The organism is Neisseria sp. HMSC065C04 (genome assembly GCF_001815375.1).
Taxonomy (GTDB): Bacteria; Pseudomonadota; Gammaproteobacteria; order Burkholderiales; family Neisseriaceae; genus Neisseria; species Neisseria flavescens_D.
Window position 1 is genome coordinate 377149 of the sequence record NZ_KV820419.1, and the last position, 18978, is coordinate 396126.

The 18978-nt window shown below is 47.3% G+C and carries 13 protein-coding genes; 3 read left to right on the forward strand and 10 right to left on the reverse strand.

Annotated elements, in window-relative coordinates; genetic code table 11:
- Positions 1-49: 49 nt before the first annotated feature.
- The 7 genes from mpl to yhbY form a co-directional block, all read right to left on the reverse strand.
- Positions 50-1426, reverse strand: a complete 1377-nt coding sequence (gene mpl, locus HMPREF3022_RS08710; protein WP_049344804.1) for a UDP-N-acetylmuramate:L-alanyl-gamma-D-glutamyl-meso-diaminopimelate ligase — start codon at positions 1424-1426, stop codon at positions 50-52.
- 404 nt (positions 1427-1830) lie between these two features.
- The gene (locus HMPREF3022_RS08715; RefSeq protein ID WP_003683576.1) at positions 1831-2169 is read right to left on the reverse strand and encodes a P-II family nitrogen regulator; all 339 of its coding nucleotides are present in this window, start codon (positions 2167-2169) and stop codon (positions 1831-1833) included.
- An 89-nt stretch (positions 2170-2258) separates the two neighbouring features.
- Entirely contained in the window at positions 2259-4043 is a 1785-nt protein-coding gene (gene lpdA, locus HMPREF3022_RS08720) for a dihydrolipoyl dehydrogenase (RefSeq protein ID WP_049344805.1), read from the reverse strand.
- A gap of 77 nt (positions 4044-4120) precedes the next feature.
- On the reverse strand, positions 4121-5719 hold the full coding sequence (aceF, locus tag HMPREF3022_RS08725) for a dihydrolipoyllysine-residue acetyltransferase (RefSeq protein WP_070765489.1): 1599 nt from the start codon (positions 5717-5719) through the stop codon (positions 4121-4123).
- A gap of 137 nt (positions 5720-5856) precedes the next feature.
- Positions 5857-8520 (reverse strand): pyruvate dehydrogenase (acetyl-transferring), homodimeric type, encoded by a 2664-nt coding sequence (aceE, locus tag HMPREF3022_RS08730; protein ID WP_070765490.1) that lies wholly within the window; start codon positions 8518-8520, stop codon positions 5857-5859.
- A 617-nt stretch (positions 8521-9137) separates the two neighbouring features.
- A complete protein-coding gene (locus HMPREF3022_RS08735) occupies positions 9138-10565 on the reverse strand; it encodes a tetratricopeptide repeat protein (protein WP_049333824.1) in 1428 nt (475 codons plus the stop codon).
- A 224-nt stretch (positions 10566-10789) separates the two neighbouring features.
- Positions 10790-11077 carry a ribosome assembly RNA-binding protein YhbY gene (gene yhbY, locus HMPREF3022_RS08740; RefSeq protein WP_049333825.1) on the reverse strand — a complete coding sequence of 96 codons (288 nt, stop codon included), beginning with the start codon at positions 11075-11077 and terminating at the stop codon, positions 10790-10792.
- 111 nt (positions 11078-11188) lie between these two features.
- Here yhbY and HMPREF3022_RS08745 point away from each other — a divergent pair, with 111 nt between their 5' ends.
- Positions 11189-11809 (forward strand): RlmE family RNA methyltransferase, encoded by a 621-nt coding sequence (locus HMPREF3022_RS08745; RefSeq protein WP_070765491.1) that lies wholly within the window; start codon positions 11189-11191, stop codon positions 11807-11809.
- A 70-nt stretch (positions 11810-11879) separates the two neighbouring features.
- Positions 11880-13841 carry an ATP-dependent zinc metalloprotease FtsH gene (gene ftsH, locus HMPREF3022_RS08750; RefSeq protein WP_049333829.1) on the forward strand — a complete coding sequence of 654 codons (1962 nt, stop codon included), beginning with the start codon at positions 11880-11882 and terminating at the stop codon, positions 13839-13841.
- Between the two features lie 102 nt (positions 13842-13943).
- On the opposite strand, the gene tpx is transcribed toward ftsH, so the two are convergent.
- The 3 genes from tpx to trpS form a co-directional block, all read right to left on the reverse strand.
- Complete coding sequence (gene tpx, locus HMPREF3022_RS08755; protein WP_003679194.1) at positions 13944-14438, reverse strand: thiol peroxidase; 495 nt, start codon at positions 14436-14438, stop codon at positions 13944-13946.
- Positions 14439-14480: 42 nt separating this feature from the next.
- Complete coding sequence (locus tag HMPREF3022_RS08760; RefSeq protein ID WP_049333831.1) at positions 14481-15020, reverse strand: hypothetical protein; 540 nt, start codon at positions 15018-15020, stop codon at positions 14481-14483.
- A gap of 83 nt (positions 15021-15103) precedes the next feature.
- Positions 15104-16114: a tryptophan--tRNA ligase gene (gene trpS, locus HMPREF3022_RS08765; protein ID WP_049333833.1), complete on the reverse strand. Its 1011-nt coding sequence runs from the start codon at positions 16112-16114 to the stop codon at positions 15104-15106.
- Between the two features lie 258 nt (positions 16115-16372).
- Here trpS and clpB point away from each other — a divergent pair, with 258 nt between their 5' ends.
- Entirely contained in the window at positions 16373-18946 is a 2574-nt protein-coding gene (gene clpB, locus HMPREF3022_RS08770) for an ATP-dependent chaperone ClpB (protein WP_049333835.1), read from the forward strand.
- The last annotated feature ends 32 nt before the right edge of the window (positions 18947-18978 follow it).

Genomic DNA, 18978 nt, shown 5'->3' on the forward strand with positions numbered 1-18978 from the left:
TAAAAGGCCGTCTGAAAACTTTTCAGACGGCCTTAGTTATTGGAGAAGGCTATTTCAATGCTTCTAACAGCTTCCCGTGTATTCCACCGAAACCGCCGTTGCTCATGACCAAAATATGATCGCCTGCTTCGGCATTTTTCACAATTTCGGCAACAAAGGCATCGAAGTCTTTGCCTACGTGCAGTTTGTCACCTAAAGGCGCGAGGGCTTCGGCGACGTCCCAGTCCACGCCACCGGCGTAGCAGAACACTTGGTCGGCATTGTTTAAGCTTGCGGGCAGGGCGGCTTTCATGGTACCGAGTTTCATAGTGTTAGAACGTGGCTCGAGGACGGCGAGGATGCGTGCGTTACCGACGTGCTGGCGCAGACCTTCGATAGTGGTTTCGATGGCGGTCGGGTGGTGGGCAAAGTCATCGTAAACAGTGATGCCGTTTACCGTGCCTTTGATTTCCATACGGCGTTTGACGTTTTTAAATGCACTTAAAGCTTCGCAGGCCGTCTGAATATCGACGCCGGCATGACGTGCAGCGGAGATAACGGCGAGGGCGTTCATACGGTTGTGTTCGCCCATCAGTTCCCACGCGACGTGTCCGACTGTTTCGCCGTGATGACGTACGTCGAACGAGCCGTCGGCATGGACGGTACCAACCTGCCAGCCTTGTTCGGTACCAAATTTTTCTACGGGCGTCCAGCAGCCTTTATCCAGAGTATCTTGCAGGCTTTGCTGTTGGCCGTTGCAGACGATGAGGCCTTCAGACGGCACGGTGCGTACCAAATGATGGAATTGGGTTTGAATGGCGCCCAAATCGGCAAAAATGTCGGCGTGGTCGAATTCAAGATTGTTCAAAATGGCGGTACGCGGACGGTAGTGTACGAATTTGGAGCGTTTGTCAAAAAAGGCAGTATCGTATTCGTCGGCTTCGATAACGAAGAATGGGGATTTTGAGTTAGGGTCTTGGCGCGGGGGTTGTGGCAGACGGGCGGAAACGCTGAAGTTTTCCGGTACGCCACCAATCAGGAAGCCCGGAGCGAGACCGGCATATTCCAAGACCCAGGCGAGCATGGAGGCGGTAGTCGTTTTGCCGTGTGTGCCGGCTACACCGAGTACCCAATGATGGTGTAATACGTTTTCAGCAAGCCATTGCGGGCCGGAAATGTAAGGCAGGCCTTTATTCAAAATGGCTTCAATCACATCCATGCCGCGTTTGGCAACATTACCGATAACGTAAATATCGGCTTTAAATTCGTCCAATTGAGCGGCATCAAAACCTTCATGTACGTCTATGCCCAAGGCTTCAAGCTGGGTGCTCATCGGCGGATACATCTTTGCGTCGCAACCGCTGACTTTAAAACCTGCTTCTTTGGCAATAGCCGCTACGCCGCCCATAAATGTGCCGCCGATACCGATAATGTGGATGTGTTTCATGATAAGACTGTCTTTGGATAAATTAATTTTAAAGCCGTCATTATAACGGAGTTTGGATAAAGAAAGGGGTCGTCTGAAAAGTTAGGCAACAACAAGAATAGGAAAAAATGCGAAGAATTGATTTTAAAAGGAGGGCGTTGAGGTTTTGCAAGTATGGGATTGGGGTTAGCCCTGCTTTGGAAAGAGTTATTTGATACGGTAAAGTCGTTCACGAAGGTCAGGTGAAGCATTGCCTCGAACTCCTCCATGCTTGATAGCGTGAAGTTTTCGATAATAGGTTTACTTGGATAGACTTTAGAGAATGGGGGGTATTCAATTAATGCCGTCTGAAAAATAAGTCCTGAGCAAACCACGCTACGACTTATTTTCAGACGGCATTTGTATTCTGTGTTTTGCGATTTCTATTAAAGCGCTGCTTCCGAGCGTTCACCGGTACGGATACGGATAGCTTCTTCAACCGGATAAATGAAGATTTTACCGTCACCGATTTTGCCGGAATGTGCGGTTTCTAAAATGGCATCAACAGCCTGATCGACTTTGTCGTCAGCCAATACCAATTCGATTTTCACTTTAGGCAGGAAATCAACTGCGTATTCTGCGCCGCGATAAATTTCCGTATGGCCTTTTTGGCGGCCGAAACCTTTGACTTCGCTGACGGTCATGCCGGTAATGCCGATTTCAGTCAGGATTTCGCGTACATCGTCGAGTTTGAAAGGTTTGATAATAGCTTCGATTTTTTTCATATTAAGTCTCCTTGTTTGCAAAAAGGCCGTCTGAAACATTCAGACGGCCTTTGTTCCATCAAGTTCGTTCAAATTTTATTTGAGTGAACTTATTTCTTTTTCTGAGCCGGTAGGTCGGTACATACGCCCAATGCCACTTCCGCAGCCATACCGATGGATTCTCCCAGGGTTGGGTGTGGGTGGATGGTTTTACCGATATCGGCGGCATCACAGCCCATTTCAATCGCCAAGCAGACTTCACCGATCATATCGCCGCCGTTAGGACCAACGATACCGCCACCGATGATGCGGCCGGTTTCAGCATCAAAAATCAGCTTGGTGAAACCATTGTCGCAACCGTTGGCAATTGCACGGCCGGAAGCAGCCCATGGGAAGTTGGCTTTGGTAATTTTGCGGCCGGAAGCTTTGGCAGACAACTCGGTTTCGCCAACCCATGCCACTTCAGGAGAAGTGTAAGCAACACCCGGAATAACGCGCGCGTCAAAGTAGGCTTTATGGCCGGCACAGTTTTCCGCAGCAACGTGGCCTTCGTGAACGGCTTTGTGTGCCAACATCGGTTGACCGACGATGTCGCCGATAGCGTAGATGTGCGGCACGTTGGTGCGCATTTGTTTGTCCACTTCGATGAAGCCGCGGTCAGTTACAGCAACGCCTGCTTTTTCGGCGCTGATGAGTTTGCCGTTAGGCGCACGACCGGCTGCCACCAATACGGCATCGTAACGTTGTGGCTCTTTAGGCGCATTTGCACCTTCAAAAGTAACGTAAACGCCGTCTTCTTTAGGCTCAACAGCAACAGTTTTGGTGTTGATCATGATGTTGTCAAAACGGTATTCGTTTTGTTTTTGCCATACTTTAACCAAGTCGCGGTCTGCGCCTTGCATCAGGCCGTCCATCATTTCAACAACATCCAGGCGAGACCCCAAAGTGCTGTAAACCGTACCCATTTCGAGACCGATAATACCACCGCCGATGATCAACAGTTTGCCTGGTACTTCTTTCAGAGCCAGTGCACCGCTGGAATCGATGATGCGTGGATCTTCAGGAATGAAAGGCAGTTTGGTTACGCGGCTACCTGCTGCAATGATACAGTTTTTGAAGGCAACGATTTTTTTCTCGCCGGTAGGAGTCGCTTGCTCGTACACGTCGCCGGTAGTCAGCGACACTTCCAAGTGGTGCGGATCTAAGAATTGGCCGTCGCCTTGGATAACGTCTACTTTACGGCCTTTGGCCATGCCTGCCAAACCGGTAGTCAAACGGGAAACCACGCCGTCTTTGTAAGCACGCAGCATGTCGATATCGAGTTCAGGCTCTGGGTATTTGATACCGTTGGCAGCCAAGTGACGCACTTCATCGATAACGGCAGCATTGTGCAACAGGGCTTTGGAAGGGATACAGCCAACGTTCAAGCAAACGCCGCCCAAAGTTTTGTAACGCTCGACGATGGCAACTTTCAAGCCTTCGTCAGCAGCGGCAAATGCAGCAGAATAACCGCCAGGGCCGCCACCCAATACAACTACGTCGTATTCGGCATCGGCAGAACCGCCGAATTGAGCAGCTTGAGGAGCAGGAGCGGCTGCTTTAGGTGCTTCTTGCGCAGGAGCAGCTGGTGCTTCGGCTTTAGGAGCGGCAGCCGCACCTTCGGCTTCAACGACTGCAATCAAGCCGCCTTCGGAGATTTTATCGCCGACTTTAACTTTAACTTCTTTAACGACACCTGCAACTTCGGCAGGTACGTCCATAGTGGCTTTATCGGTTTCCAAAGTAATCAGGGTATCGTCCACAGCAATGGTGTCGCCTACATTTACTTCAACCGCAATAATATCTACGTTTTCGTGACCGCCAATGTCGGGCACTTTTAATTCAACTAAGCTCATGTCTAATCTTTCTGAATGATGTTCGGACTTCTTTTTTCAGACGGCCTGAGTAAAAAGGCCGTCTGAAAATGCTCGGATTACAGAGTAATGCGGCGGAAGTCTTTCAACAGGTTAGCCAGGAATACGGTAAAGCGCATACCGGCGGCACCGTCGATGACGCGGTGGTCGAAGGACAGGCTCAATGGGCACATCAGGCGAGGAGCGAATTCTTTGCCGTTCCAAACCGGTTTAATTTGGGATTTGCACACGCCCAAGATGGCAACTTCAGGAGCATTCACGATTGGCGTGAAGCCTGTACCGCCGATACCGCCCAAGCTGGAAATGGTAAAGCATGCGCCTTGCATTTCTTGTGGTTTGAGCTTGCCTTCGCGGGCTTTTTTAGACAATTCGGTCAGCTCTTGGCTGATTTGTTTCAAGCCTTTTTGATCCACGTCTTTGATTACTGGAACAACCAAGCCGTTTGGCGTGTCTGCTGCGAAACCGATGTTGAAGTAGTTTTTCAGCACCAAGTTGTCGCCATCCAAAGAGGCGTTGAATTCAGGGAAGGCTTTCAGTGCAGCAACAGAGGCTTTAATGATGAAGGCCAATGGAGACAGTTTCACGCCTTCGCGTTCCCATTCTTTGTTCAGCTGTTTGCGGAATTCTTCCAATTCGGTCATATCCGCTTCCTCGTGTACGGTAACGTGAGGAATCACAACCCAGTTGCGAGACAGGTTTTGACCAGAGATTTTCTTAATGCGAGACAGTTCTTTAACTTCGACGCTGCCGAATTTAGAGAAGTCAACTTTAGGCCATGGCAACAAGTCCAGACCACCGCCCAAAGAGGCAGCGGCAGGTTTGCCTGCACCGCTTTGCATAACGGATTTAACGAAGGCTTTAACGTCTTCGCCCATGATACGGCCTTTCAGACCGGTACCTTTAACTTGACCCAAATCTACACCCAATTCGCGCGCCAGTTTACGTGTGGAAGGACCTGCATGGGCTTTGGCAAAAGCAGCTTCGTCAATTTTGGCAGCTGCAGGTGCAGCTGGAGCAGGCGTAGCGGCTGGTGCGGGAGCAGCAGGAGCCGGAGCAGCGGCTGGTGCAGGTGCGGCAGCTTGAGCGGCAGGAGCAGGAGCAGCTGCGGCGGAACCGGCGGTTTCTACTTCGATAATGGCAGAACCTTCAGATACTTTGTCGCCAACTTTTACAAATACGGCTTTAACCACACCGGCTTCTGTACATGGTACGTCCATAGTGGCTTTGTCGGTTTCCAGAGTAATCAGAGTGTCGTCAACGGCAACAGTGTCGCCAACTTTAATTTCAACGGCAATAATGTCTACATCTGTATGACCGCCAATATCCGGGACAACAACTTTTACAGTTGCCCCGCCTGCAGGGGCTGCGGCAGGAGCGGCAGCGGGAGCTGCAGGAGCCGGGGCTGCATCGGCAGCGGCGGCATCGGTTTCAACGGTCAGAATAACGCCGCCTTCAGAGATTTTATCGCCAACTTTAACTTTAACTTCTTTCACGACACCGGCTGCATCGGCAGGTACGTCCATAGTGGCTTTGTCGGTTTCTAAAGTAATCAGGGTGTCGTCAACGGCAATGGTGTCGCCTGCTTTAACTTCTACAGCGATGATGTCGACGTTTTCATGACCGCCGATATCAGGGACTTTGATTTCTACGATACTCATTTGAGTTCCTTTAATATTTTCAGTTTGATGCCGTCTGAAAACTGTTTCACACGGCATCGGTACAGTTTGTCTGTTCAAACCATTCAAACATTTGGTTTTCAGACGGCCTAATGTTAACAGGCCGTCTGAAACATCAATTAGCGTTTCCAGCTAGGAGCTGCATCGGCTTTAATACCATATTTTTCAATGGCTTGTTGAACGGTTTCTTTGCTGACTTTGCCCTGTTCGGCCAGAGCGCTCAATGCAGCAACGGCAACGTTGTAGCGGTCAACTTCGAAGAAGCTGCGCAGGTTGGCACGGCTGTCGGAACGACCGAAGCCATCGGTACCCAAGACGTGGTAGTCGTTAGGGATGTAGGCACGGATACGGTCAGCATAGCTGCGGATGTAGTCGGTAGCGGCAATAACCGGACCGTCATGACCTTGCAGTTGAGAAGTAACAAACGGTACTTTTGCAGTTTCCAATGGGTTCAGACGATTGAAGCGTTCCACTTCGATGGCATCGCGGTGCAGCTGGTTGAATGATGGGCAAGACCAGATGTCTGCTTCTACGCCGAAGTCGGCTTTCAACAATTCGGCACCGGCAATTACTTCTTGCAGGATGGTACCGGAACCCATCAATTGGACTTTTTTATCGCCTTTTCCGCCGGCTTTCAGCAAGTACATACCTTTCAGTATGTCTTGTTCTACGCCTTCAGGCATGTCCGGATGGGTGTAGTTTTCATTCATCAGGGTGATGTAGTAGAACACGTCTTCGTGGTTAACATACATGCGGCGCAAGCCATCGTGTACGATAACGGCTACTTCATATTGGAATGTCGGATCGTAAGTTACACAGTTTGGAATCAAGTCTGCTTGAACGTGGCTGTGGCCGTCTTCGTGTTGCAAACCTTCGCCATTCAGTGTTGTACGGCCGGCTGTACCACCCAGCAGGAAACCGCGTGCATGCATATCGCCTGCTGCCCATGCCAAGTCGCCAACGCGTTGGAAACCGAACATAGAGTAGTAGATATAGAAAGGAATCATGGCAAAGTCGTTGTTTGCGTAGCTGGTCGCAGCAGCAATCCAGTCAGCCATAGCACCTGGTTCGTTAATACCTTCTTGCAAGATTTGACCGTCAACAGATTCTTTATAGAACATCAGTTGGTCTTTATCTTGAGGGGTGTATTGTTGGCCTTTAGGGTTCCAAATACCGTATTGACGGAACATACCTTCCATACCGAACGTACGGCTTTCATCTGGAACGATAGGCACCACGCGTTTGCCGATTTTTTTGTCTTTCAGCAAAGTAGACAGGATGCGGACGAAAGCCATGGTGGTTGAGAATTCACGGTCACCGCTGGATTTCAGTTGAGTCTCAAATGCTGACAACTCAGGCACTTCCAGAACTTCTTGGGTAGGTTTGCGTTGAGGCAGGTAGCCACCCAAAGCTTCACGGCGTGCATGCAGATATTTGTATTCTTCGCTGTCAGGAGCAAAAGTCAGGTAAGGCAGGTCGCCGCTGTCGATTTGCTCATCGGTAACAGGAATGTCAAAGCGGTCACGGAATTGTTTCAAAGAAGCTTTGTCCATTTTTTTGGCTTGGTGGGCAACGTTTTGACCTTCGCCGGATGCGCCCATGCCGTAACCTTTAATGGTTTTCGCCAAGATTACAGTAGGTTTGCCGTCGGCGTGGTTCACTGCGCGGTCGTAAGCGTTGTACACTTTTTGAGGGTCATGGCCACCACGGTTCAATGCCCAAATTTGTTCATCAGTCATATCGGCGACCAATGCTTTCAGTTCAGGCGTATTGAAGAAGTGTTCGCGAACGTATGCACCGTCTTTGGATTTGTAAGTTTGGTAGTCACCGTCCAAGCACTCTTCCATACGTTTGCGCAGGATGCCATCTTTGTCTTTTGCCAAGAGGCGGTCCCAACGACGACCCCAGATGACTTTCACAACATTCCAGCCGGCACCGGCAAAGTTGCCTTCCAGCTCTTGAATGATTTTGCCGTTACCGCGTACTGGACCGTCCAAACGTTGCAGGTTACAGTTGATGACGAATACCAGGTTATCCAAGCCTTCGCGTGAAGCCAGAGCAATAGCACCTTGGCTTTCAGGTTCATCCATTTCGCCGTCGCCACAGAATACCCATACTTTACGGCCTTTGGTTTTAGCCAGGCCGCGAGATTCCAAGTATTTCAGGAAACGGGCTTGGTAAATCGCCATCAATGGGCCAAGACCCATAGATACGGTTGGGAATTGCCAGAAGTCAGGCAACAGGTGAGGGTGAGGATAGGAAGGTAGACCATGACCGGCAACTTCTTGACGGAAGTTGTTCAATTGGTCTTCAGTCAGACGGCCTTCAACGAAAGCGCGTGCGTAGATACCAGGGGCAACGTGGCCTTGGAAGAATACCAAATCGCCTTCTTCGCCTTCGCCTTTAGCTTTCCAGAAGTGGTTGAAGCCGACTTCGTACATAGTGGCGGCTGATTGGAAAGATGCAATGTGTCCACCCAATTCCAAATCTTTTTTACCCGCGCGCAAAACGATAGCGGCAGCGTTCCAACGAACGAATGCACGGATACGGTGTTCGATGTTTTGGTCGCCGGGGATGCCTTTTTCGTCTTCAACGGAAACGGTGTTCAAGTATGGAGTAGTGGTACCGTGAGGCATACGGATGCCTTTGTCACGGCTGTATTTGACCAAACTTTCCAGCAGATACTGGGCGCGTTCGCTGCCTTCATATTCTAAAACAGAGCTTAACGCGTCTAACCATTCTTTGGTTTCAATTGGGTCAACATCGTGTAATTGGGTGGACATAATATCTATCCTTGTGTTGAGTGTTTTTCAATGACGGAGTAGTACTCCGATATTTTCGTTTGTGAACAAATACGGCTTATAAACGAAAATTCCAAGAGTCAAATTCGAAAAAATTTTAATTATTTAAATATTTTCAATACGTTATATGAAGCAATGAAAATTCTGAAAAATTAAAATTTTTTGCAAACTGGCTAACTTGCAAATGCTATCAGTAATTGGGCAAACTAGCAAATCGCGCTGTTGATATTAATAGGAGGGTAGAGGTTGAATTGATGATTTTTAAAAGTGCCCTTATGATGGTTTTAAAATTAGAATATTAAACAGACACGGTAAAAGTCTCTGTTGTTTAGATGAATAAATTCGAATTCGAAAATTAATTTTCAAAATTTGTCTAAAATCGAAAATTAAATTTAAACTTTGAGTTTGAAAAAGAAAATTCAGACCGTGTTATTTTTTACAAGCGAATGGGCCGTCTGAAGATTTTGGAAGCGGTTAAGAAAGAGTGAAATTTTAAGAGGACGATGATTGAGGAAGGGAAAATTAAAAAATGACATGCACAGGCTGGTTGAATAGCTGGGCATGTCATTTGTTAGTAGTCTGAGAATTTCAGACGGCCTTTAAACTGCAGAGGATTTTTGAGCAAATTGCTTCCATTGAGCTAAAAGCTCTTTGAGAACATCTTGCTGCTCATGTCCATGTTGGATGGCTTCTTGCAGCCAAAAACATGCATTATTGATGTCTTTCTCTACACCCAGGCCGTGGTAATACAGACAGGCAAGATTATATTGAGCCATTGTATCCCTTTGTTTGGCTGCCGCCTCAAACCATTTCGCCGCTTGGGCATAATCGACAGGTACGCCTTGTCCGCTGTAATACATCATGCCAAGATTGGTTTGTGATTTACTGTGTCCTCGTTCTGCAGACTGAAGGTATAGCTCCAGTGCTTCAGCATAATTTTGTTGGCGTTTTAAGCCATAGTGCGCTGCAAATGCTAGCTTGTAAAGACGTTCAGCTTCCTGACGTTGGAGGGCGATTTCTTTCGTCAGCTCATAGTTTTGCTGGTTATTCAATGCGCTGTCAGACAGAAGTTTTTGGTAAGCGACAAGATTACCTAAATCAGCCGAGCGTTGATAATATTGACGCGCGGTGTCTGCATCAACTGCTCGTCCCAATCCGTAGCGATGGATATCGCCTAAAAGACGCAATCCTTCCGGGTCATTTTGATCTGCAGCCAATTTAGCATGCTGATAGGCCTTTTGAGGGTCTCGTTCGGTGTTTTTACCCAGAAGATAGATTTCGGCAAGTGCTACATGCGCATTGCTGTCACCTTGTTCGGCAGCTTTTTCAAACCATTCCAATGCTTCAGCAGGATTTGATACAGCTAAGAGTTCTGCAAGAGAAGTTTGCGCTGGAACAATGTCGTAATCGGCGGCAATACGCAAATGTTCGATTGCTTTTTCAGGGTTTTGTGCAACACCTTGCCCCAATTTGTATTGAAGGCCGAGTTGCCAGTGTGCCGCAATAAATCCCTGTGCAGCGGATTGCTGATAAAGTTTATGTGAATATTCCAAATCAGGAGAGCTGGAATATTGGTAATGCTGGGCTAAGAAGTATTGTGCCTGAGGATTTTGTTGTTCGGCAGCTTTCAGTGCCCATTTGACTGCTTCTTGGTCATTGCCATTGTCTGCATATAAACGCATCAGGCGCAGTTGGGCAGGAGCCAATCCTTCTTCGGCAAGCTCTTGATAGGCGTCAACTAAGTCTTCTATTGCAATCCCTCTGCTTTCTTCTATTTGCAGAAGGTTGTAACGAGCATATGGGTGACCGGCTTGAGCGGCCTGTTTGAGATATGAGACAGCAATTGCTAAATCTTGCGCATTTTCGTGATGTTCGATTAGGCATCCTGCCAGCTGAAATGCAGCCTCAATATGCCCGGCTTCTGCAGCTTCGCAGAGCAATGGGATGGCTCGTGCAAAGTCAGGTGGATCTTGAGTGATTAATTTTTCTGCCAGCAGAAAAGATTCTTCATGTTGTTGAGCATTCATCGGTTTGCTTTTATATTTTGTGAAGGATTAAGAATAAAATAATCGGCCGACAGGGTGCGGCCGTTATGATTTTGTAATTTTGGGGTTATTTACAAAAACAGGCAACCGTATTTGTATTTTTATACTTAGAATAATGGAATAATTTGTTTTATGCTGCATAAATACAACAGAGGCATATGATAAAGTGGGTTGAGAAAATACTTCTGCTGTTTATTCACTTTAAATTATTTATCGTCCGGTTTTTTACGCCACAAAACAAGTAATTTGCCAATATGTTGCACCAGTTGAGCACCCAGTGTTTCACATAGTGCATCACAAATTTCAATACGTTCAGCACGATCATCGCCAAAAACACGGACTTTAATCAATTCGTGCGCTGTCAATGCGGCATCGGTTTCTTTGATGACCGAGTCGGTCAAGCCTTGTTGGCCAACCATAACGACAGGGTGGAGGTGGTGTGCTTGGGCTTTCAAGGCCAAAATTTCTTTGGTGCTTAGTTTGTTGTCGCTCATATTAATAAGTATCCAATTAAAAAGAATAATGGCTATATTGTACGCGATTTAGAACATTTACGGGGGAAATAACGTACAATGCTGATTTTAACTTAAGCATTTCAAATCAAGATGGCTGTACGCTCAAAATCTTCAAAAGCATGGCTGCATGAGCATGTCAACGATCATTATGTCCATATGGCACAAAAGGATGGATATCGTGCCCGAGCGGCTTATAAATTATTGGAAATCAATCAAAAAGATAAATTAATCAAGCCGGGTACGGTTTTGGCGGATTTGGGCAGCGCGCCGGGAAGTTGGTCACAGGTTGCGGCCAAGCTGGTCTGTAAAACTGGGGCAGTCTTTGCTTTGGATATTTTGCCGATGGATGCTATTGAAGGCGTGTCGTTTATTCAGGGCGACTTTAGGGAAGATGCCGTTTTGGAGCAGTTTGAAGCTTTATTGGATAATCGTCCGTTAGACCTTGTAATCTGTGATATGGCACCCAATATGTCAGGCAATGCTGTAACAGACCAGGCACGCAGTTTTTATTTGTGTGAACTGGCTTTGGATTTTGCCTCGCAGCATTTGAAACCCGGAGGCAGTTTTTTGGTGAAGGTGTTTCAAGGCACGGGCTATCAGAAATATACGGCGGCAATGCGCGAAATTTTTGCCAGTGTACAAACTCGAAAGCCGGATGCTTCCCGCAATCGTTCCAGTGAGATTTACCTATTAGGCAAAAATAAACGCTGACAATGTAGGGTGGGTGCTTTAAAATTCTTTCCCTTGATTTTATTTATTTTGTAACCATGGAGCCTGTTCAGTGGGGAATACCATTAAAAACATATTAGTCTGGGTAGTGGGTGGTGCTATGCTTTTAGCAGCATTCAATGCACTCAGCGATAAGCAGGAAGATAAACAGCAAATCGAATATTCTCAATTTATTCAGCAAGTTAATAGTGGCGAAGTATCCAATGTCAATATTGAAGGATCTGTTGTCAGCGGCTATCTGATTAAAGGTGAGCGCACCGATAAAACTGCCTTCTATACCAATGCGCCTTTGGATGACAACTTGGTTAAAACACTGTTGGACAACAAAGTACGCGTCAAAGTGACTCCGGAAGAAAAACCAAGCATGCTGGCCAGTCTGTTTTACAGCCTGCTGCCTGTTTTGTTGTTGATCGGTGCATGGTTCTACTTCATGCGCATGCAAAGCGGCGGTGGCGGTAAAGGCGGCGCCTTCTCTTTTGGTAAAAGCCGTGCGCGTTTGTTGGATAAAGATTCCAATAAAGTGACTTTTGCCGATGTTGCCGGTTGTGATGAGGCAAAAGAAGAAGTACAAGAAATCGTAGATTATTTAAAAGCCCCCAATCGTTACCAAAGCTTAGGCGGTCGTGTGCCGCGCGGTATTTTGTTGGCTGGTAGCCCTGGTACGGGTAAAACATTGCTGGCCAAAGCGATTGCTGGTGAGGCAGGGGTGCCATTCTTCAGTATCTCAGGTTCTGACTTCGTAGAAATGTTTGTCGGTGTCGGTGCGAGCCGTGTCCGCGATATGTTCGAGCAGGCCAAGAAAAACGCACCATGCATCATCTTTATCGATGAAATTGATGCGGTCGGCCGTCAGCGTGGTGCCGGTTTGGGCGGTGGCAATGATGAGCGTGAGCAAACATTAAACCAATTATTGGTTGAAATGGATGGTTTTGAAAGTAATCAAACCGTTATTGTGATCGCAGCAACCAACCGTCCTGATGTACTTGACCCAGCATTGCAGCGTCCGGGCCGTTTTGACCGTCAAGTCGTTGTTCCATTGCCTGATATCCGTGGCCGTGAGCAAATCTTGAAAGTACACGCGAAAAAAGTACCTTTGGATGCATCTGTAGATTTGACTTCTTTGGCTCGTGGTACACCTGGTTTTTCAGGTGCGGATTTGGCAAACTTGGTCAATGAAGCAGCTTTGTTTGCCGGCCGTCGCAATAAAGTTAAAGTCGATCAAAGTGACTTTGAAGATGCGAAAGACAAAATTTACATGGGTCCGGAACGTCGCAGTATGGTAATGCACGAAGATGAAAAACGTGCGACAGCTTATCATGAGGCCGGTCATGCAATCGTAGCGGAAAGCCTGCCGTTTACCGATCCGGTTCACAAAGTAACGATTATGCCTCGTGGCCGTGCATTGGGTTTGACTTGGCAACTGCCTGAGCGTGACCGCATCAGTATGTACAAAGACCAAATGCTGAGTCAGCTCTCAATCTTGTTTGGTGGCCGTATTGCTGAAGATATTTTTATTGGCCGTATTTCTACCGGCGCATCTAACGACTTCGAGCGTGCAACTCAAATGGCACGCGAGATGGTAACGCGTTATGGTATGAGCGACAAAATGGGTGTGATGGTTTATGCTGAGAACGAAGGTGAAGTATTCTTGGGTCGCAGCGTAACCCGTTCCCAAAATATTTCCGAGAAAACCCAACAAGATATCGATGCGGAAATCCGCCGTATTTTGGATGAGCAATACCAAGTGGCTTACAAAATCTTGGATGAAAATCGCGATAAGATGGAAACCATGTGCAAAGCACTGATGGATTGGGAAACTATCGATCGAGATCAAGTTTTGGAAATTATGGCCGGTAAACAGCCTAGTCCGCCTAAAGATTACAGCCACAATGTCCGTGATGACAAAGTAGAAGAGCCTGAGGCGCCTGTTGCTGAAGCTGCTGAACCTGTTGAGCAAAATGAGGTTCAGAATACTGAGTCAGTAGAAGCAGACAAAGCAGATAAATCTGTATAAGGTCTGAAACAGAAAACGGTAGCTTTAAGCTACCGTTTTTATTTTGAAGATAAGCTAAAGGCCGTCTGAAAATTTTCAGACGGCCTGATTTTATTTGGTTAATTACAAAACAGCCAAAGCTGCTTCGTAGTCAGGCTCGTTCGCAATTTCAGAAACCAATTCAGCGTGGAGAACTTGGTTTTGCTCATTCAAAACCACCACTGCACGGGCAGTCAGGCCACGTAACGGGCTTTCTGTCAGTGTAACACCGTAATCGTTAGAAAAGCTGCTGCGGAATGTAGAAAGTGTCACTACATTTTCCAAACCTTCTGCGCCGCAGAAACGGGCTTGTGCAAATGGTAAATCGGCAGAAATGCACAAAACAACGGTATTATCCAAAGAAGAGGCACGTTTGTTGAAAGTGCGGACGGACTGGGCGCATACGCCGGTGTCGATGCTAGGGAAAATATTCAGCACTTTGCGTTTACCTGCAAAGTCAGCCAATGATTTCTCAGATAGGTCTGCCGCTACCAATGTGAAATCAGGTGCAACTTGGCCGATGGCGGGCAAATTGCCGTTTGTAGAAATAGGAGAGCCTTGGAAAGTAACTTGAGCCATGATTCAGTCCTTGTATCAGGGGAAAATAGGATGGGCAGGGTTTTAGTAATGACGGCGGCGGAAATAGAACATGCCTTCGCTGTCAATTTCTAAAATATAGCGGCCGTTTTGTACGGCGGCATAACCGCTTTTGCCTTCGGTATAAGGTTGCAAAGCAGCGTGTGAAATCAGATAGTCGGTCAGTTTGCCGCCATCTTGGGCAATATTGTCCACCATTTTTGCAAAGGCTGTGTGGCAGACGCCGTTGGCTGACCAGCCGGCTGAAACGCCTTTTTCATTTTTTTCCATGCATTGGCCGCTGATGACTTCTAAGTCGGTAGGGTGCTTGCCAATCAGATTGATGACGCCGCCCTCTATGCCGTTAATCGGATAGGTGCGTTGTTTCTTACCTTCTTTAGTTTCGCCTTCTTGAGCTGTACCCAAATCCAAACCGGCCATGGCTTGTTCATCGATATATTTAACTTTGAAGGTAGGCTTGGGCGCTTTGCCTGAAGCAGCATCATTGGCTGCAGTATCTTCAGATTTACCGCCACAGGCAGCCAATGAAAGGCTGAGCAAGATAAGGGGGAAGGTTTTTTTCATATGAGAAACCCTAGAAAACGATTATATTTCAAATGATAAACGATATTATGGCCGTCTGAAATATTCAGACGGCCTTACTATTATTATTTCAACGGACGAATACCTACCGCATCGCGTACTTTATCCAACAATTCGCGTGCTTCTTTACGCGCTTTTTGTGCGCCGGCCTGCAAAATGTCTTCAATTTGAGAGGGTTTGGCTGTCAACTCATTGTAACGCTCGCGCGGTTCTGCGAGCTCGGCATTGATCTTTGCACCCAAGAGTTTCTTAGCCTCACCCCAAGCAAGGCCTTCGGACAGCATTTGCGTGAACTCGGCAGTTTCAGACGGCGTGGAGAAGGCTTTGTAGATTTCAAACAGAGGACTTTCATCAGGCTGTTTCGGCTCGCCGGGTTCTTTCATATTGGTGATGATTTTGTTAACCGATTTTTGGGTTTTCTTGTCGTTTTCCCAAAGCGGAATGGTATTGCCGTAGGATTTGGACATTTTGCGTCCGTCCAAACCGACCAAGAGTTCGACATTTTCGTCGATTTTTACTTCAGGCAGGGTGAAGAGTTCTTGGAAGCGGTGGTTAAAGCGGCCGGCAATATCACGTGCCATTTCAACGTGTTGGATTTGGTCGCGACCGACTGGTACTTCATGGGCATTGAACATAAGAATGTCGGCAGTCATGAGGATAGGGTAGCTGTACAGGCCCATTTCCACGCCGTGATCCGGATCTTCCTGACCGTTTTCGGTATTTGCCTGTACTGCAGCTTTATAAGCGTGGGCGCGGTTCATCAGACCTTTTGCAGTGATACAGGTCAGAATCCAGTTCAACTCCATCACTTCGGGAATATCGCTTTGACGGTAGAAAGTGGTCTGTTCAGGGTTGAGTCCGCAGGCGAGCCATGTGGCGGCAACAGCTTGAGTAGATTGATGAATCATTTCCGGCTCATGACATTTGATGATGCCGTGATAGTCGGCCAAAAAGAGGAATGATTCGGTATTGGAATCTTGCGCCGCGCGGATGGCCGGGCGGATGGCGCCGACATAGTTGCCTAAGTGTGGAATACCTGTTGTGGTAACGCCTGTTAAAACTCGTTTTTTGCTCATGAAAGTATCCTTCGGCATAAAGGCCGTCTGAAAATAAATATGGTGTTGATTATACCTGATTATTCTTGATTTTTCAGACGGCCTTTTGAGTAAAGAGTAGATGGATAATAAAAGTTATGCACATAAAATTATAAAAATAAAACGTTATAAAACAATAAGATAGTAAAAATTGTTGATTAATAGGGTAAATGGCTCTTGAGTTATCCACATTTGTGCTTATATAGGCTCTAACAGAATATATTTGAAGAGGAACTTAAAATGAGATTTGATAAATTAACTGCCAAATTTCAGCAAGCTCTGCAAGAAGGTCAAAGTCTGGCTTTGGCTGCGGACAGCAGCTACCTTGAGGCCGGCTTTATCTTAAAAGCGTTGCTTGACGATCAAAACAGTGGTGCTGCTGCGTTACTGGCTCATGCAGGTGTGAATGTGCCTCAAGTAAAACAACGTTTGCAGCAACATTTGAGCAGCTTGCCAAAAGTATCCGGTCAAGGCGGCGATATTATGCCTAGCCGTGAGCTGCAAGCTGTATTGAACTTGATGGACAAGGCTGCGACCAAACGTGGCGATGCCTATATCGCCAGCGAACTTTTCCTGCTGGCTTTGGTTCAGCAGAATGATGCGACCGGCAAAATTTTGAAAGAAGCCGGTGCGACCGAACAAAATATCAATGCCGCGATCGATGCGGTACGAGGAGGACAAAACGTGAACGATGCGAATGCTGAAGACCAACGCGATGCTTTGAAAAAATACACACTTGATCTGACTCAACGCGCCCGAGACGGCAAGCTTGATCCTGTTATCGGTCGCGATGATGAAATCCGACGTGCAATTCAGGTATTGCAACGCCGTACCAAAAACAACCCTGTGCTGATTGGTGAGCCGGGTGTGGGTAAAACCGCTATTGTTGAAGGCCTGGCGCAACGTATTGTTAACGGCGAAGTGCCTGAATCCCTACGTAACAAACGCCTTTTGGTTTTGGACTTAGCGGCTTTGATTGCCGGCGCGAAATACCGCGGCGAATTTGAAGAACGCTTGAAAGGCGTTTTGAACGACTTGGCTAAAGATGATGGCAACACTTTGATTTTCATTGACGAAATCCATACTTTGGTCGGTGCAGGCAAAACCGACGGCGCAATGGACGCGGGCAATATGTTGAAACCTGCTTTAGCGCGCGGCGAATTACACTGTATCGGTGCGACTACTTTGGATGAATATCGTCAATACATCGAAAAAGACGCGGCACTCGAACGCCGCTTCCAAAAAGTATTGGTTGGTGAGCCAAGCGTGGAAGATACCATCGCTATTTTGCGTGGTTTGCAAGAGCGTTATGAAATCCACCACGGTATCGATATTACAGACCCCGCTATCGTTGCCGCAGCGGAGTTGAGCGACCGTTACATTACCGACCGCTTCCTGCCTGATAAAGCGATTGATTTGATTGACGAAGCTGCCAGCCGCATCAAAATGGAGCTGGATAGCAAACCCGAGCAGATGGACAAACTTGACCGTCGCATTATCCAGCTCAAAATGGAAAAAATGCACGTTGCCAAAGAAAGCGATGATGCCAGCAAAAAACGTTTGGAACTTATAGACGAGGAAATCGACGGCTTGCAAAAAGAATACGCCGATTTGGACGAAATCTGGAAAGCCGAGAAAGCCGCCTCTTCCAGCACTGCCGACATCAAGAAACAGATGGACGACATCAAAGTCAAAATTGAGCAGGCCAAACGCCAAGGCGACTTTGCCCGCGCGTCTGAACTCGAATACGGCGAGTTGCCGAAATTAGGTGCACAGTTGCAAGCAGCAGAAAGCAATCCTGAGGGCAAAAAACAAAACAAACTCTTCCGCACTGAAGTCGGCGCGGACGAAGTAGCCGAAATCGTATCGCGCATGACCGGCATCCCTGTGTCCAAAATGATGGAAGGTGAACGCGACAAGCTTTTGAAAATGGAAGAAGTATTGCATCGCCGTGTGGTCGGCCAAGATGAAGCCGTGCGTGCCGTGTCTGACGCTATCCGCCGCAGCCGTTCCGGTTTGGCCGATCCGAATAAACCTTACGGCAGCTTCTTGTTCTTAGGCCCGACCGGTGTGGGTAAAACCGAGTTGTGCAAAGCTTTGGCAGGCTTCCTGTTTGACAGCGAAGATCATCTGATTCGTATCGATATGTCCGAGTACATGGAAAAACATGCTGTTGCCCGCTTAATCGGTGCGCCTCCCGGCTATGTCGGCTACGAAGAAGGCGGCTACCTGACTGAGCAAGTCCGCCGCAAACCGTACAGCGTGATTCTTTTGGATGAAGTGGAAAAAGCCCATCCGGACGTGTTCAACATCTTGCTGCAAGTATTGGATGACGGCCGCTTGACCGATGGACAAGGTCGAACCGTGGACTTCAAAAATACCGTTATCGTAATGACTTCCAATATTGGTAGCCAACATATCCAACAGATGGGTACTCAGGACTACGAAGCGGTAAAAGAAGTCGTGATGGAGGATGTGAAAGAACATTTCCGTCCTGAAATGATCAACCGTATTGATGAAGTAGTCGTGTTCCATGGTTTGGATCAGGCCAATATTCGCAGCATTGCGAAAATCCAGCTTAAAGGTTTGGAAAAACGTTTGGAAGCACAACATCTGCATCTGAAAGTCGATGATGCTGCCTTGGATCTGATTGCCGAAGCCGGTTTTGATCCTGTGTATGGTGCCCGTCCGCTCAAACGCGCCATCCAGTCAGAAATCGAAAATACGCTGGCAAAAGCATTGCTTGAAGGTAAATATGCACCTGATAGCACAATCCATGTTAAAGAAGATGGTGGTAAGCTCTTGTTTGCATAGGATTTAAACAATGTAGTATGTTGTTGTAAAAG

Excerpts from the sequence above, each read along its gene's own strand:
- HMPREF3022_RS08745 (WP_070765491.1), top strand. The coding sequence starts at position 11,189 with ATGGCTGTACGCTCAAAATCTTCAAAAGCATGGCTGCATGAGCATGTC.
- lpdA (WP_049344805.1), bottom strand. The coding sequence starts at position 4,043 with ATGAGCTTAGTTGAATTAAAAGTGCCCGACATTGGCGGTCACGAAAAC.
- HMPREF3022_RS08760 (WP_049333831.1), bottom strand. The coding sequence starts at position 15,020 with ATGAAAAAAACCTTCCCCCTTATCTTGCTCAGCCTTTCATTGGCTGCC.
- tpx (WP_003679194.1), bottom strand. The coding sequence starts at position 14,438 with ATGGCTCAAGTTACTTTCCAAGGCTCTCCTATTTCTACAAACGGCAAT.
- aceE (WP_070765490.1), bottom strand. The coding sequence starts at position 8,520 with ATGTCCACCCAATTACACGATGTTGACCCAATTGAAACCAAAGAATGG.
- HMPREF3022_RS08715 (WP_003683576.1), bottom strand. The coding sequence starts at position 2,169 with ATGAAAAAAATCGAAGCTATTATCAAACCTTTCAAACTCGACGATGTA.
- yhbY (WP_049333825.1), bottom strand. The coding sequence starts at position 11,077 with ATGAGCGACAACAAACTAAGCACCAAAGAAATTTTGGCCTTGAAAGCC.
- clpB (WP_049333835.1), top strand. The coding sequence starts at position 16,373 with ATGAGATTTGATAAATTAACTGCCAAATTTCAGCAAGCTCTGCAAGAA.
- HMPREF3022_RS08735 (WP_049333824.1), bottom strand. The coding sequence starts at position 10,565 with ATGAATGCTCAACAACATGAAGAATCTTTTCTGCTGGCAGAAAAATTA.
- aceF (WP_070765489.1), bottom strand. The coding sequence starts at position 5,719 with ATGAGTATCGTAGAAATCAAAGTCCCTGATATCGGCGGTCATGAAAAC.
- mpl (WP_049344804.1), bottom strand. The coding sequence starts at position 1,426 with ATGAAACACATCCACATTATCGGTATCGGCGGCACATTTATGGGCGGC.
- trpS (WP_049333833.1), bottom strand. The coding sequence starts at position 16,114 with ATGAGCAAAAAACGAGTTTTAACAGGCGTTACCACAACAGGTATTCCA.